General features: G+C 45.5%; 12 protein-coding genes. 6 read left to right on the top strand and 6 right to left on the bottom strand.

Annotation, left to right across the window (positions count from 1 at the left end; all coding sequences use genetic code 11):
- Positions 1 to 132 precede the first annotated feature (132 nt).
- From DP120_RS09980 to DP120_RS09970, 3 genes are read left to right on the top strand one after another with little or no spacing between them, the layout of a single operon-like run.
- Complete coding sequence (locus tag DP120_RS09980) at positions 133 to 1,566, top strand: PQQ-dependent sugar dehydrogenase (protein WP_112223525.1); 1,434 nt, start codon at positions 133 to 135, stop codon at positions 1,564 to 1,566.
- 13 nt (positions 1,567 to 1,579) lie between these two features.
- Positions 1,580 to 2,134: a hypothetical protein gene (locus DP120_RS09975; protein WP_112223524.1), complete on the top strand. Its 555-nt coding sequence runs from the start codon at positions 1,580 to 1,582 to the stop codon at positions 2,132 to 2,134.
- 37 nt (positions 2,135 to 2,171) lie between these two features.
- On the top strand, positions 2,172 to 2,741 hold the full coding sequence (locus tag DP120_RS09970) for a hypothetical protein (RefSeq protein ID WP_112223523.1): 570 nt from the start codon (positions 2,172 to 2,174) through the stop codon (positions 2,739 to 2,741).
- Between the two features lie 125 nt (positions 2,742 to 2,866).
- Here the strand turns inward: DP120_RS09970 and DP120_RS09965 are convergent, their stop codons facing one another.
- Together DP120_RS09965 and DP120_RS09960 are read right to left on the bottom strand one after the other, a co-directional pair.
- Positions 2,867 to 3,322 carry a hypothetical protein gene (locus tag DP120_RS09965; protein WP_112223522.1) on the bottom strand — a complete coding sequence of 152 codons (456 nt, stop codon included), beginning with the start codon at positions 3,320 to 3,322 and terminating at the stop codon, positions 2,867 to 2,869.
- Positions 3,323 to 3,457: 135 nt separating this feature from the next.
- Positions 3,458 to 7,633 carry a tetratricopeptide repeat protein gene (locus DP120_RS09960; RefSeq protein ID WP_112223521.1) on the bottom strand — a complete coding sequence of 1,392 codons (4,176 nt, stop codon included), beginning with the start codon at positions 7,631 to 7,633 and terminating at the stop codon, positions 3,458 to 3,460.
- A gap of 281 nt (positions 7,634 to 7,914) precedes the next feature.
- Here DP120_RS09960 and DP120_RS09955 point away from each other — a divergent pair, with 281 nt between their 5' ends.
- Together DP120_RS09955 and DP120_RS09950 are read left to right on the top strand one after the other, a co-directional pair.
- Positions 7,915 to 8,997: an AI-2E family transporter gene (locus DP120_RS09955; RefSeq protein WP_112223520.1), complete on the top strand. Its 1,083-nt coding sequence runs from the start codon at positions 7,915 to 7,917 to the stop codon at positions 8,995 to 8,997.
- Positions 8,998 to 9,212: 215 nt separating this feature from the next.
- Positions 9,213 to 10,037 carry an STAS domain-containing protein gene (locus DP120_RS09950; RefSeq protein WP_112223519.1) on the top strand — a complete coding sequence of 275 codons (825 nt, stop codon included), beginning with the start codon at positions 9,213 to 9,215 and terminating at the stop codon, positions 10,035 to 10,037.
- 89 nt (positions 10,038 to 10,126) lie between these two features.
- Here DP120_RS09950 and DP120_RS09945 read toward each other — a convergent pair whose 3' ends face one another.
- From DP120_RS09945 to DP120_RS09930, 4 genes are all read right to left on the bottom strand, one after another.
- On the bottom strand, positions 10,127 to 10,996 hold the full coding sequence (locus DP120_RS09945) for a foldase protein PrsA (protein ID WP_112223518.1): 870 nt from the start codon (positions 10,994 to 10,996) through the stop codon (positions 10,127 to 10,129).
- A 159-nt stretch (positions 10,997 to 11,155) separates the two neighbouring features.
- The gene (locus tag DP120_RS09940) at positions 11,156 to 12,823 is read right to left on the bottom strand and encodes an alkaline phosphatase (protein ID WP_112223517.1); all 1,668 of its coding nucleotides are present in this window, start codon (positions 12,821 to 12,823) and stop codon (positions 11,156 to 11,158) included.
- A gap of 225 nt (positions 12,824 to 13,048) precedes the next feature.
- A complete protein-coding gene (locus DP120_RS09935) occupies positions 13,049 to 14,554 on the bottom strand; it encodes a phytoene desaturase family protein (protein ID WP_112223516.1) in 1,506 nt (501 codons plus the stop codon).
- Between the two features lie 284 nt (positions 14,555 to 14,838).
- The gene (locus tag DP120_RS09930; RefSeq protein ID WP_112223515.1) at positions 14,839 to 15,081 is read right to left on the bottom strand and encodes a hypothetical protein; all 243 of its coding nucleotides are present in this window, start codon (positions 15,079 to 15,081) and stop codon (positions 14,839 to 14,841) included.
- 244 nt (positions 15,082 to 15,325) lie between these two features.
- Between DP120_RS09930 and DP120_RS09925 the strand changes: the two genes are divergently transcribed.
- Entirely contained in the window at positions 15,326 to 16,150 is an 825-nt protein-coding gene (locus DP120_RS09925) for a GNAT family N-acetyltransferase (RefSeq protein WP_112223514.1), read from the top strand.
- The last annotated feature ends 43 nt before the right edge of the window (positions 16,151 to 16,193 follow it).

The raw sequence follows: 16,193 nt of genomic DNA, 5'->3' as shown, positions 1-16,193 counted from the left end.
CCGATTCCCCCGTAAGATGTCCATTATTTAAGACTCGATTTTTATTGATTCCAGTGAAATTCTCCTCTTTATTATTTTTAGAATAATCAGTTAATATATGTTATAGTCAAAATAATTGAGGAGGGCTGCACAATGAAGATAGGTGTTCAGACGACAAAAGATAAGCTCCGGAAGTTGCCAACGACTGCAAGGCCGACGATAGATGCAGATCAGGTTTACGTGCCTGATGGATATGAAGTTGAAGCAGTGGTTGCTGGGCTTTCTTTTCCAACGGGCATGACTTTTGCAGACGATGGAACTTTGTTTATCAATGAAGGCGGAAGTACCTGGCCGACGCGCCCCGCTATGATTCCGCGGATTCTCAGGTTGGGCTTGGATGGTAGTCTGGACGTCTTTGCAGAAGAAAATTTAGGCGGTCCGCGCGGACTTGCCTACCGTGATGGATTTCTGTATGTCACATTAAAAGGCGGATATTTTGCCCGCGTTGTCCGTTACGATACCTCTACCGGCGAGCGCACAGTCCTCCATGATAAGATTCCGAGCGGCGGCTGGCACGAACCAGGCGGTCCGCTTTTCAGTCCGCATGACGGGCTGATGTATTTTGCCCACGGTTCTGTTTCGCAAAACGGCGTCGCACTTCCCCAGGGATTCACCGTAGATTTGGCGAAAAACCCAGAAGCCCATGATGTTCCCGGCCAGGATGTAACGCTTACCGGCAATAATATTTTCAGCCGCAATCCTTTGATGCCTTATCCGTATTTGACAGAAACCGGTGCCTACAAACCTTTTGGTACACCTGCAAAAGAAGATGAGGTCATCAAAGGCGAACTTTGGTGTACGACAGGGGTATGGCGATCGAAACCTGATGGCAGTGAGCCGGAGCTTATTGCCTGGGGAATCCGCAATCCATATGGCATGGCTTTTAGTGAAGATGGTGAGCTTTATGTTTCAGATAATGATATGGAAGAAAAAGGTGAACGGGCGATTGCTATGGATCCGGATCGGATCTGGCACATCAAAAATGCGAAAAAACCACATGGTTCGGTAACCTCTCCTGACTGGTACGGTTTTCCGGACATTGCTGCAACGGGCTTGCCTGTCTGGCACGAGAAACACTTACCTGAAAAAGGAAAGCCCGCTGAGCAACTCATCAAGAATCCGCCTGAATGGGCAGGGCCCGCCGTGTATCTTGAAAAACCTCATTCCTGCATGACCAAAATGGATTTTTGCAAAAGTGATGAATTCGGCCACCGCGGCAAGTTATTTATCAGCGAATGGGGAACGATGGCACCATTTAATTCTCCACGTGAAGAAGATTTGAGCAACGGTTTCCGGGTCATGATGGTTGACGTGGAAACAGGAGAAGGCGAACCCTTCCTTTATAACCGGCATCCTGAACCAAAATCCGAGTCCACCATTGGCGGCATTCAACGGCCGGTCGATTGCCAGTTCAGTCCTGACGGTAAAAGCCTTTACGTTCTTGACTTTGGTGTTGCCCAAGTGGATACCGGGCATATGATGGCATATGCCCATACAGGTGTTCTATGGAAAGTGACAAAAAAATAAAAGAGGTGAAAAGATGGAAAAGGCAGGCACACCCATCGTTATCGGATTGGACGAAAAAAGCTGGGAAGAAAAACTGGACAAAGTGGAGAAATGGTTCGACCAATTGCTCATGATTCAATCTTCTTTCAAAAAACTGGCCGAGCAGACGGCAGATAAAATCGGAGAAATCCATATCAAGACTATTGTGCTGGCGATGGTTGAAGAAGCAGAAGAACACGAACGTCAAATCGAAGAATTATATAAAGTGATCGGCCGCGACCCTTCAAGCGTGCGGAAAAAAGCCGGAGAACTGATGGGTAAAATGGGTGATGCACTTGATAATTTGCAATCAATGCTTGGCGGAACGTCAGGGTATTGGAAAGAGCTCCATCAATTGCACCTGCTTAACCTGAATGCCATGAGCGCTTTTGGAATGGCGGAACAGCTGGGATTGGCCCTTGGCCTTACAGAAGTGGTCGATATAGTTTTTCCGATTCTTCACGACAAACAGAAGAACCATATGATGCTGCAGGAATATACATTGGAAATCGGTGCAGTCTCGGTATTATATGACAGGGATTTCGGCTGACACCTAAAGCAGTTCCGAGAAAAAAGAGGTGTGAAAGATGAAGCAATTCAATGCTTATTGGAAAAACCCGATTTTTTCCGCAGACTTTTTGTCAGCTATTAAGAAAAGCCGCAATCAGCTGTTGGTTTTCTCAGCACTTTTAGCAGCACTCGCGGCTATTCTTCAATCAGCAGGCGGCTTTCTTCCAGGCGTTGGTTTTCTGATTAGCCCGTTTGCTACTTTGCCGGTCGTAGTGGCAGCATGTCTGTCACCCACTGCCGGCTTTTTCACATATTTCCTTTCAATCGCTTTGCTGTTCGTGCTGCAGCCAAGTGAATTGTTCATCTTCCCGTTTACCACAGGCCTTCTCGGACTGGCCATTGGAATTTCCATCCGATTGGTTAAGACCAGATTGCCTGTCATCCTTTTTTCTGGAATTGCGCTTTTTGGCGGCATCTCGTTTGTAGCTTTTGTGCTGAATTTCCCGATTATTGGTCCGGCATCTAATATAAATACACTTCTCTTGATGGCGATACTGGGATTTTCCTTGCTCTACAGTTTTATCTGGACCGAGGTCAGCCGGTATTTTTTGCGGCGGCTTTTTTCGATTTTAAAATTTAATAAATAAAAAAAGCGGTAGTTCTTCACTTTATCTAATCAGCTGACCAACAGATCAACTCATTACAAAGTAAAGTACACACGCTCCAGAAAATATTCCATCGGCAGCTGCTGATAAATAATGATTATCAAACACTAATTCAACGGCAATTCGATGTCCACTTTGTACAATTGATCAAATTCCCAGTACCTGTCGGTAGTACCGTCCTCGAAATTTTGGATTGTATTGCAATAGCCAATTTCATACAGAACTTCATCCTCGTGCTTGAACAGTAATTTGTAATCAGGGCCAGCCCAGGAAACAGCCCACGTATAATTTATTTCTGCATTTTCCAGTGCATAGACAAGGTCTTCTAATAACAACTCATCCTCAATCGTTGTAACATATTGGTCGCCTTCCCAAGTAAGCACTTCAATTTCCGTCACTTCTTTGCTGACTGCGAATTTCTTTTCGTCAATTTCAACTTCTTCTATCACTTCTTCTTTTGACTTCTCTTCTTTTATTTCTTCACTTCCATTCGCATTGCTCTGGCAGGCCGCCAGACCAAGCGCCGAAATCAGCAATAATAAAAGCCACCAGTTGATTTTCAATAACATCTACTCCTCTCGAACAGTATGACCCCACAGATAAGTTCATCTTATCATATACAAAAAAGAGCATAGCTAAAGCAGTGCTTCAGCTATGCGTTCCTCATTGTTACCGAACAAACCTGACTTCAGAACTTTCTAAACTAATTCTGCCACCAATTCATCAATATCTTCATAAATCTCTTCGAACAGCGGCTCTTCACCGATAGCCATCACAAAGTTTATGCCGTCTTCCTTATGGAACAGCTCACGCAAGGCCTCAATAGCTCCCGCTTTATTGCCCAGCATCATTTCACAGTGCGCCAATTCGTAAAAGGCGGGCGAAAAGTCCGGTACTTCTTTCGTCAAAGCTGTCAGAAATTCCTTTCCTTTTACCGCTTCCCCCATCTTCATATGGCTCATTCCACGCGCCATCCGAATCCATTCGCTGCTTTCGAGTTCTTCCGGAATCCGTGCAAGCAACGTCGGCACCTCGGATTTTCTTTCGTCAGACAGGATTTCAAGCATACGGACATACGGCTCTCCGTTAAACGGTTCCAGCTGAATGACGTGATCATATTTCCTTAAGGCTTCATGCGTTTCGTCGATCACAACGAGTGCATGGCCCCAGTTCATCAGCACAGCCGCATCGTTCGGCTGCTCTTTATGCAATCCTTCCGCCAGCTTGATGGCTTTATGAATCAATTTTTCCGATTGCTTGTCGACCGCCAGCTGCATCGTCGCCTCCAATTGCAGGCTCGCCGCTTCGTAATTGCCGGTCCGTTTCACAAATGGTCCCAGCTCCTCGATGGCTTCTTTGGACATGCCCCGGGATAAGCAGTACGCCGCGTGCCGTAGCACTGGCACTTCATGTTTCGGTGCCCGTTTCATCGCTTCACCGTAAAGGATGAAAACCGTTGTAGACACCCGCAAACGCTGCCCGGTATGAAGCAGCTTGCCGAAACCGCCTTTTTTCTCATGCTCAATTTCCGACTCTTCTTCTGTTTCATTGAACCACTGACCGAGTTCATCAGCGCAGTATGCTTGTGCAAGTCCCAGCTCCTCGCCTTTAAGATGCTTTTTCAAACGCTTATTGATATCGTGGGATTTGCCCATTTCCGCATAGATCCGGACATATTCACCGTAAAGCCGTTCGTCTTCCGGATGCTCTGCAATCAGCTCCTCCAGCAGCAGGGCAGCGCGTTTCAGCTGACCTCTCCGCACACAGAATTCGGCGTGCTGGTAATAGGAAGGAAATGCGCCGTTCAGCGCTTTTGCCTGTTCGAACAAATCTTCCGCTTCTTTGATGCGCCCTTCTTTTTCCGCGCAATGAGCTTTCCCGACAAGCCACCATTCTTCCGGCACTTGCTCCGCCACTTGGTCTAGCGTTTTCGAAATCGCTTTGACCGATTCCTCTGTCACGGCCAGTTCGAACAATTCCTTAAAATCGAGTTCAAGGGGATCGTTCTGCAATAAAGTCAAAGCCGCCGCAAAAGCACGCGGGATGTCTTCCTTCTCCGTGTAAACTTTGACCAGCGCTTCCCGCACAGCGGAATTTGCGAAATCCAGTTCGGCACTGCGGATTAAATATGGAATGGCTTCATCCAGTCTGCCTGCTTCAGCTTCCATCAAACCGATTTGGAAATTGGCCTGTGCACTCGGCTCTTTTTGCAATGCCTCTTCATAGAGTTTACGTGCAAACGGATTGTTTCCTGCCTGCTCATGCAATTGCCCTTCGATGCACAATAAGGTTTCGTCGCTTTCGGTTTCACGCAATTCCTTGAATTTATTTAATACACGATTTCGGAATAAAGGATTGCCCCCGAAATCCGCGTATTGCAGCGCCATATCTATATAGTCTTCAAGTTCTCTGTTTTCAAGACCGGCCTCCAAAAGAGTCAATGCATGCTGCTGCCCCGCATATTCCGGCCATTCTTCCCACAGCATTGTCGCCGAGCGGATAAAATAACCAGCATCGCCTTTTGCTGTGTATTGTTTTAAAAATGCAACGGCAGGTTCAAAACGGTCCTGCTTCAAGAGCGCATGTGCGATGAACGTCACGGCAAACAAATCTTCCGGATCAAGTTCGAGCGCTTTATGGTATTCGCTTTCAGCTTTAGCAAACTGCTCCTGCTCAGCGGCAATATGTCCGCTGTAAACATGAAGCACATCTTTATTGTCCGCATGCTCCAAGCCTTTTTTGACAATAGTTGAGGCATCTTTCCAGTTTTCCGCCGCCATATGGATTTCGGCAAGGCGCAAATAGGAATACGCCAATTCCGGCGCCATGTTGATATACCGCTCAAAGGAGTCGATGGCTTCGGTTTCTTCGCCGAGCGCCAATAGGCAACGGCCGATTTCATAGATGAAATAGCCGTCTTCCGGATGTTCCACACTCAATTTACGGAAACGTGCCAGAGCTTTTGCGTAAGCGCCGGACTCATATTGGATCAGGCTGTGCGTTATCTGCACATAAGTATCTGATGGCAATTGTTCCACTGCAATCAACGACCATTTATAGGCCTGATGGATTTTGCCCACTTCCATATAACAGCGCGCCAAATGGCTGTACGCCGATGGCTGATAATGATCCAACTCGATCGATTGCTTGAAATACGGGATCGCCTGCGTGTGGCTGTCCTGGTTCATCAGGATCACACCACGCAGGAACAGCGCATAAGGGCTGTTCTTTTCATTGACTGCAGCCAGACACGCCAGCGCTTCCGGCAATTCATCCTTCTGGAAATGCATGTGGGCGATCAATAGCGCGAGATCAGAATCGTCCGGACCAAATTCCTGCCGAAGCCGCTCCACCCATTTATCGTGAAGGGCTTTCGCCCGGTCGGAAAATAGAATTGAAATCCCGATTACGGCAGCATAACGTTCTTCGATATGCTCTTCCAGGAAAGTAAGAAACGCTTCGCTTTCAAGCTCTTCTTCCTCGTCCAAAAACGCATACATCTGCTCATAGAACCGATGCTCTGACAGGTTGAGCTCCGCCAATAAATATTCCTGTTCTTCGTTGGCGAAAATCATACTCAACGAATCCGTCATCTTATAGCCATCTTTCAATTCTGTATACGGAATCAATGACGGTGCCTGGTCGTTCGGATCTTGGATGAGCATCACCTGCAGCCTGTCATCATAACCGACCACGACCTGCACATGCGCGCTGTTTTCAATCATCATCGACAGCAGCACCGGCACGCCAGCATCTATCATCTTCTTATAAAGCTCAAGATTGCCTTTGAAATACTGCCCTTTCAGACCGAGCGACTCCATATACGTCATCGTCGTCCGAAGTTTTGAACCTGTTACGTCAAACACGTGCGAGGCAATTTCATCCTGGCCGATTTCCATCCCATACGCTTCCAGCATGATCGACAGCGACGCGGGCACACAATAATCGAGCTTCTGAACCTTAGGCGTGAGCTCCAGCTGTTTATGTCCAGCCTCCCGTTGAATTGCCGTTTTGCCGTAAATCGTCTTTTCCAATATGATTTTATGCTGCGAAATCCAAGCTTCGAGTTCGTCCCATCTCTCCAGCTTGTATAAACATTCTGCTGTCAGGTACGCATAAAAATCGCGATGGCTATGATATGGATTTTTCGCATCGATGTCTTCCATCAAACGCATTGTTTCCTCATAACGATTCAGGTGGAACAGGCGCCTCACCTGCTCCATCCAAAACGACCAGTTATTCGGATATTGCCTTTGTCCTTCCTGCAGCAGTTCAAGAGCCTCACTTTGCCGGCCCATCACCGATAAATGATCCGCCAACAGGCTGAGCACATAATCATTTCGCTCTGCCTTTTGATTCACTAAGGCGTTTCGTAAAATCTCTTCTGCCTCATCCCATTTGCCGCTGTGAAGATTATAAAGCGCTTCAAGATCTGCCCATTCCAACACTTTGACTTCTTTAATCTTCTCCAATTGCTCTTTCGCTTCCGGAATCCGGTTCAGCTGGCAAAACACACGAAATAGCAGCGTATGCGCCGACACCCGTTCATCAACCGTGAAATTCGACTCCGGCACACCGTGCAGACGCGCTGTCATGCGCTCTTCCGCTTCCAGGCTTTTGCCTGTTTCCAACAACCGCGTGCAATACCAGGCAAACGGCCTCAGCGTGCCGAAACGTTTATGCGCATGCGTCGCCAATAGATTGCTGTATTTATAAAGTTCCGCCCGATCTCCCAGGCGAATCAACCGGTAATAATCCTCTTCCGTCTCTAATTCCGCTAGCCAATTGCGCAAGCGGCTGATCGATCGCTCTCCCCACAAACCCCGAATCTCTTCTATAAATTGCTCTATCGTTTTAATCTCATTCGCTCTCATCGGCCGCGCACCCTCTTTTCTCCCATGTCCCCGCAAATACGGTTGATTTATTATATGTTGGAAAATTCTAGGGCGCAATGGTTTTTAGAGAAGAATTAATAGGATTTTTATATCCAATTAAAACTGAGGTTTTTACCTTTATTCGATGAGAGGTTTTTAATAAATTCATGAAGTTCACCTACACTGGGTGGACGCAGCCTCATTTAATTGTTTAACGCCCTCCCTTACAGGTAATAAGGAAATAAAGGCCTTTCTACGGCCGGAAGCTGGGAGGGCTGCGCATGCCGAAAACAAAATGGTTTTTATTCCTCTATAGCGTTGTTCTCATTCTCATTATTTTATATTTGGCAGCACGTATGCCCTTTCTTCTATATCCATTTAAAGTCATTATTTCTACCATCGCCCCTACCGTGATTGTCGGGGGAATCCTCTATTATATTTTCCGCCCGCTCGTGCGATTGCTCGAAAAACGGATGGGGCGTGTAACAGCCATTCTGTCGATATTCATGATTTTCTCCATCATCTTGTTCTTCCTCGGCAGCTGGCTGGGTCCATTACTGGCGGAACAGATAATGACGCTCATCAATAATTTTCCGGTTATTGCACAGCGTGTGCAGGATTGGGTAGATATGACCCTTGAAAGTGACTGGTGGCAATTTATCCAAGAGCAAAATGTCATGCCGGATCTTCAGCCAACCACGTTAACAGACAATTTTTCTACCACTTTTTCAGATTTAAGCTCAAGTATTCTTAGCTTTCTGGCAAGCTTTTTAAGCATAGTGTCCAAATTGGTCATCGTGCCGTTCGTCTTGTTTTTCCTCTTGAAAGACGGCGACCGCCTGCCGGACAGTTTCCTTAAAATTTTGCCGCAGGATTCCCGTGAAGAAGGGAGAAAAATCCTTCAGGATATGGATGAAAATTTGAGTGCCTATATTCAGGGACAGGCGATTGTCAGCTTGTTCGTCGGTGCGCTCAGCCTGGTCGCATACATGCTGCTTGGATTGGAATATGCTGTGATTCTGGCGCTTGTTTCGATGTTCACTAACCTGATTCCGTTTCTCGGACCATTCATCGGTGCAGTGCCGGTGCTGATTGTGGCGCTTATCCAGGATCCGCTGCTTGCGCTTTGGACGGCCATCGCCATCCTCATTATTCAGCAACTAGAGAGCAATCTGATCTCGCCGAACGTTATGGGCCATAAACTTGAGGTACATCCGGTCACAATTATTTTCCTTCTTTATATTGGCGCAAGTTTTGCCGGAATTATAGGCATGATTCTCGTCATCCCATTCTATGCGGTCGGCAAAGCCATAGTACAGAATATTTACCGTTTGATCCGTTTGAAGTTTCCAGCACTCCGGTGATATATGTGATGAACCGCTCCCTGTGGGCGGTTTTTATTTATGAAAATAAAAACTTATATCCCCTAATATTTGGTTTTATTATGAAATAGGAGGGTATAGTTAGAATTGTTCATTTTGTTAGACATAGGTTTACAATGTGATTTTCATTGATGCTATACTTAAATAAAGTTATTGGGATTATTTTAAAAAAATTACTTATAAAAGGAGAAAGAGTAATGGCTGAGGCATTGCAAAAATCAGAAGAAATCAAAGCTTTTTTCGATAAATACCAGGAAGCGTTTGAGGAAAAATTATTGGAAGAAGCCGTGAACGTCAAGGACCAGATTGATGAAATACTGAAAATCGGCAACATTGACCTTGTCTCAAATGCCCACAAAGTCGTCGGCTATATCATCGAAGGCCAGGAAGAAGATCTTAAATTATTTGCAAAGCAGGAAGGCATTGCCTGGGCAACACACTCGATTGAACTTTCTTTTAAATTGGAATGGGTGCAAGCAATCCGACGTACGCTTTGGACATTCCTCCAGCAATACAACGATGCTACATACAATAAAACAGGATTCGATTTTTTCTCCATGGAAAAAGATGTGAATACACGCGTCGATACATTTCTAAATAACTTTTTCATCAATTATTCTATCTATAAAGACTCGTTGATCAAGGCACATCGCCAGCTTGTCGAGAACCTGTCAGTGCCGATCATTCCAATCAATGCCTCTGTTTCAATCCTGCCATTGATCGGTTCGGTTGATTCTTTCCGCACATCGATTCTGGAAGAAAAAGTGCTGACCGAAGTAGGAAATTCACATATTGATACATTGATTTTGGACTTGTCCGGCATTGCTGATATGGAACCGGAAGTCATCCATCACCTGATGAAGATCATCGATGGTACGGCCATGATGGGATGCAAAACGATTATTACCGGGTTGCGCGCAGAAGTCGTACGGAAAATGATCAATCTTGGTTTATCTTTTGATCCTAAAACCAAAACACTGGGTACGCTGCAGAACGCTCTCAGTGAGTATCTGGCAGTTTAATAACAAGATAAACACACTGAAAAACCGCGGCTTGGATTATCATCCAAATCGCGGTTTTTGCTTTACTTCCTTAATATAGGGGCTTAAAATCAGCCCTGGTTTAATTTGTTTTCAATACTGTATGCCGCCTGTTTTTCTGCAATCCACGTTGCATATTGGGCATTCAAGGCTTCATCAAATAAAATCTCTTTGATCTGTTCCTTGCTGTCTTCAAGTGTTGCTTCTGCAGCTTCGGTCTTATCTGTTACTTTAATGATATGGTAACCGAAATCCGTTTGGACTGGATCACTGATTTCATCCGGGTTCATGGAGAATGCCGCTTCTTCGAATTCAGGTGCCATTTCACCGGTTCCAAAGCTGCCAAGTTCCCCGCCGTTTTCGGCAGTGGCCGTGTCAATCGAATATTCAGCAGCAAGTTCTGCGAAGTCTCCCCCGTCAGCCAATTTCTGCGACACTTCTTCAGCTTGTTCTTTTGTTTCAGTTAAGATATGGCTGGCTTCCACGGTCGCGCTTTGGCCAAGAGCCTCTTTGTTTTCCTTGAAATAAGTTTCAATCGCTTCATCTGTAATTTCGATTTCAGGACCAATCAATTTCTCGACTCTCAGGAAGTTTTTCATCTCTTTTTCCAGATCTTCCTCAGTCAGACCGCTTCCTTCAAGCGCAGTGGCAAGGCCTTCTGCACCGCCGTACTGTTCTTCATATTCCGCCAATTCCGCGTCCAATTCATCCTGTGTGATTTCAATATCCGCTTTTTCGGCTTCCTGGCGGATGATTTCATTGGAAATCATGATATCCAGCGCCTCTGTTCCGCTTGTCTTCACCATCTGATCATAAAGTGCATCCTTTTCGATATCCGTGCCGTTGACTGTCGCCACGACCTCATCTTTATTGAACCCCACCAACAGGAAAATTGCTGAGGCAGCGATAATTCCAATTGCAATGTACATAGCCTGTTTCATTGTCATCCCTCTTTCTTTTGCTCGATGTCCTCACTTTAACAGACGTTTATGAACAAAGTATGACCGGGACATTAATAAACAGGGAAAGTTTCAGCTTTAAATCCAGACAAAAAAACTGTCCCCCAGCTTATCACTGGGAAAACAGCTTTTTGACTCGGCTTATTTAGACATATTCAATGCCTTTTTTGAAACGAAGAAGGCTTCTCCGTTGAATACCGTCACACCTTCAAGCTTCTTCTCGTATGACTTCTTGTTCTGCGTTACATTTGCAACGTTCTTATTCTCGGGCAACTCGATTTTGAGGTTCCCTTTTTCTGCAACAAAAACCAGGTTTTCTGCATCCGTATCATCGATATTTGTTACGAAGCCTTTTTGTTCAAACGCTTCTTCCGCATTGACGAAAAGCTCCTCAGTTACTTCAGCAAGGTTGAAGCCAAGATGCGCAGCCATATTTCCGGCAAGGTCTGTGTTGTCCACCAGCCCAGTAGGTTTAGACGGTCCGTATGCATACAGGAAGACATCTTCTCCAGTATGTCCTCCGGTCGTGAAGCCTAGGTTGGCCCGTTCAGACAACAGGTCTGACATAAGGCCCGCCACGTTTTCCGCAGCTTTCAACGCTTTCAGCTCATCTCCCGACAAATCGTCCAAGCCATAAAGTGCTGCCACTTCTTCCATATTGGAACGGTCTGCTTTCAGTTTCGACAATGCCCCTTCAACAGTCAGTTCCGCTTTTTTCAGCGGCTCGATGTATGCGGAAACGGGAATGGATGAATAAGTACCACTTGTATTTACATTGCCCATGGTGATGCCGCTGTTGCCGTGGTCACTGACAACGATCACCATCGTGTTGCCGTCTTCTTCCGCAAATTCCAGGGCTTCTTTAACAGCTTCATCGAATGCCAGCACGTCACTGATAATGCCGATTGGATCATTGGCATGTGCTGCCCAGTCCACTTTGCTGCCTTCAACAAACATGAAGAATCCATCTTCATCTTTGGAAAGCGTCTCGATACCTTTTTTCGTCATTTCAGCAATCGACGGTTCTTCACTGTTTCCAGCTGCCTGACGGTCAAAGTCATAGGCCAGCGCAGAAGGTGCGAATGAACCCCATAGCTTATCTGATGTAGAATTCAAGAGTTCATCTTTCGTTTCCACAAAATCATAGCCATTCCCGTCAATGACTTCCAATAAGTTTTCACCGTCTTTACGCGCGTTTCTTGTATTTCCGGTATTCAATGATTCTCTTCCGCCTCCAAGGACCACTTCGATGTCCTGATAAACCTGTTGCTCCGCAATATCGTCATAATGAGAACGTGCGGGTGCATGAGCAGAGAATGCCGCCGGTGTGGCATGCTGGATCTCTGAAGTTGAAATGATGCCTGTCGATTTGCCGGCCAGTTCAGCACCTTCCAAGACATTGGCTATCGGAGCAAGCGCATCTTCCGGCTCGACCGGTTCGATCATTTCTGCGCCTTCGGTGTTTACAACTTTCGGTAGAAGACCGATTACTTTATCGTTTGTCTTATTGCCGGTTGCCATAGCAGTTCCGGCCGGAGCAGAATCCGTAATGGCAGACTCAGCAGAATTCGTGTGCATTCCACCCACGAGAATTTTATCCATTGCAAGATCCTCGCCTTTATACCATCTTGCTAACGTAATTGCCCCTGCACTCGTGCCATCCTTGACCATCATGATGACATTCGCCGGTTCATTTTTTTTGCCCTCTACTTCTGTTGCCGGGCTGTTCAACGCTAAACCGATTGAAGAAAATGCGACAGCAGCAGCGATGGAAATCCCGGCAGCCTTCTTGCTCAATTCGTACTTCATCTTAATACCCTCCTGTAATCGCTCTTGTATTTTGTTGCCGATTCCAAGTGTAGAGTAAGAATGTGAAGCTAATTTTATGGAAGTGTTAATTTCTCATTACAGCATGTAAATATTATGAAATAATTCTAAATAAAAGTATTTTTTATGATGCTATAAACAAAACTAAAATTCCGATGCAAGAAATAAAATTTCTCACACCGACCGGGATTGCTTTTATACTTTCCTTTAACGTTTTTTCACCTGGTCACGCTTCACAATTTTGTCGCTCACCTGCTGGCCGCTTAGCGTCACCATTGGCATGCCGCCGCCAGGATTGACCGTACCTCCGACAAAATACAGGTTATCATAAAGTTCACTCTGCTTTTTATGTTTAAATCCGCCATTTCGTTTTTTATCGGAAACGGTGCCGTAAATGGCGCCGCGGTCGGAGCCATAGACACGTTCTATATCATGCGGCGTCCAGACGTCGCGCGTTACGATATTTTCCCGCAGTCCATCAAGGCCCATGCGTTCGAGCTTATCGATGACACGGTTTTCAAATTCCAGATACTGTTCCGGCGTAAACGTCTTGTCCTGAATGTATGGAATGTGTGGCAGGATCTTGATGTTTTCGTGTCCTTCCGGTGCCTGCATCGGGTCTGTTTTATTGACGTTAACAAGATAAATGGTAGGATCATCCGGCAGCTCGTGTTTCTCAAACACTTTCTCCATCTGTTCTTTCAGATTTTCAGAGAAGAAGAAATTATGATGGTTCAGGAACGGATACGTTTTCTTCACACCCAAGTGCAGCACAAGCCCTGAACTCGCCGGTTCGTATTTTTTCTCGAGCTTCTCGACAAACTTGTCATCCGCGTCCACCATTTCCCGGTAAAACGGAATCACTTCCATATTGGACACATAATAATCAGCAGTCTGGAATGAACCATCTTCGAGTTCAACACCTGCGATCTTCTTATCTTTATTCGTGCGGGCACGGACTACACCCATGCCAGTATGAATTTGCACACCTTCTTCTTCCGCCAGTTTCGTCAGGCCTTCCGCCAGCTTGTGCATTCCGCCCGGTACATACCAGCAGCCCTGCGCATGCTGCATATAAATCATCATATTGAGCACAGCCGGCGCGCTGTATGGAGAAGAGCCGACGTATTTGACGAAATACGACAGCATATCACGCAAATGCGGATTGCTGATGCGCTTGGAAATCCCCTCGTACATCGTCGACGTCAGATCAAAGCCGACCAATGTCGCCAGGATGCCGTTTTGTGCGACCGCTTCTTTCGGCGACTCGAAGCCTTCTGCCAAATAACTGTGTTCAGTCGTTTTATAGATCCGCTGTGAATATTTCAACAGTGAATAATATTCTTTGATATCCTTTTTGGAAAGAGCAGGATTTGTCCGCTCCATCATGTGAAGATTGCGGTATAGATCCAGCACGGTGCCGTCAGGAAAGAACGAACGCCATTCCCGGTTTAGCCGCTTCATCTGTATGTAATCCTCCATCCGCTTGCCGCTCCCGCGGAATAATTTATCGAAAATATGCGGCATCGTTAAAATGGACGGACCCAGGTCGAAACCGAAACCGTCCTGTTCCAGGCGATTCACTTTGCCGCCGATATGGTTATTCTTCTCATATAATGAAACCGCATAACCTTTTTGCGCAAGTGAAATAGCAGCAGACAAACCGCCAAGCCCTCCCCCAATCACGATTACGGATTTTCCAGCATTACTCATATATGTACCGCCTTTCATTCCCACAGTATTTTAGTCTACCCAGCCGGCTGAAGTTTGCAGAAGTATCTTTATAAGAGGGCTTTATTCAGAATGTGGCACTACTCCTTCTTATTCCCTCAATTTTAAACTTGGAAACTCAGTTTGTATAGTTATTGTGTAAGGGTCATAAACACGTATTTAAAGGAAAAGAAAAAGGAGAAAAGAAGCTATATGAATCGCATCTTTTCTCCTTTTATGTTTGGCTTGGCTAAGTTAGGTAGTAACCGGGAACTAAATGGAACATCTTATACCAGCTTCTTTTGTTTATTCTGTATGAATAAAAAGCCGGATACAATAAAACACCCTGCTGAAATTAATCCAGCGGCCTGGACGGGCATCTCACCTGATAATAAGTAGAAAGAAACCGGAAGAGTTGCCAATCCCAGTACAATAAAACTCTGCCAACTGCGTGCAATGGTTACATAAAATAACGCAAATACCGACAGCAAAATCGAGATTCCAAATATTATCGCCAGCAAGATACCCATGTTTCCCCTCCTATAAGGATTTATTCTTAACCACTTCTTAAACGAATCGTACGTAACTTAACTCAATTGTATCATTCTATTTAAGAATCCCAGTTAAATTACAGAAGAATCTGCGAATAAGTTTTTAATAAGTAAATCTAATCTTGTCCTGACAATGAATCAACTGCGACGTTGCTTCCTTTAAAAGAATATGAGAAACTTCAATGATGGCGAATATTCAAATTTATTTATTGAGGAGAAAAACATGTTAACAACGCAACAACTTCACGAGATAGAACAACTCCAAAAAGAAGTGGAATTATACGATGATCTTGAACTAAAGTTGAATTGGGAGATGCTCCGAAACAGAGATTCCACTCAACTTGATCATTTATATTATGAAAATGATAAACTGATTGCTTTTATCGGATTGTATTCATTCGGTTCAACAGTAGAAGTGACGGGAATGGTGAAGCCGGATGAACGCAGAAAGGGACATTTCTCCAAACTCTTTGATCAAGCGATGGCTGCTGTAAGACAGAACGGCTTCAACAAAATTTTATTGAATGCCCCCGCCAGTTCAGCAGCAGCAAAGGAATTCCTAAGGAATATCGGAGCCGTTTATTCTTTTACCGAACATCAGATGGAGTGGAAACCCCAGCCTCTCGAAGATGTGTCCGGCTTCCAATTACGCACAGCGACAAATGAAGATCTTGAAGTTAGGATTCGGCTCGATGTGGAAGCATTCGGTTATTCAAAAGAGGATGCCAGAGCTATGGAAACCCGGCTGGACGGAGACGAAGATACGGAAATGCTGATGATCGATGCAGATGGAGAAACCGTCGGAAAAATTCGGGTAGCCAGAAAAAGCAACGAGGCATGGATCTATGGTTTTTCAATTCTTCCGGAGCACCAAGGAAAAGGCATTGGCCGTAAAGTATTGCGGCGCACAGTCAAGCACCAGCATGACCTCGGCTATTCCGTGCATCTGGATGTGGAAACCAAGAATGCCCAGGCACTAGGTTTGTATGAATCAGTTGGCTTTGAAGTCATGCATGCCCAGGATTACTACCTGTACAGCAATAAATAAAAAGCAGTGAAGCGGTCAGCTTAATTCCTGACTGCTTCACTGC

The organism is Planococcus halotolerans (genome assembly GCF_003289955.1).
Taxonomy (GTDB): Bacteria; Bacillota; Bacilli; order Bacillales_A; family Planococcaceae; genus Planococcus; species Planococcus halotolerans.
This window is presented reverse-complemented; position numbering and strand designations above follow the sequence as displayed.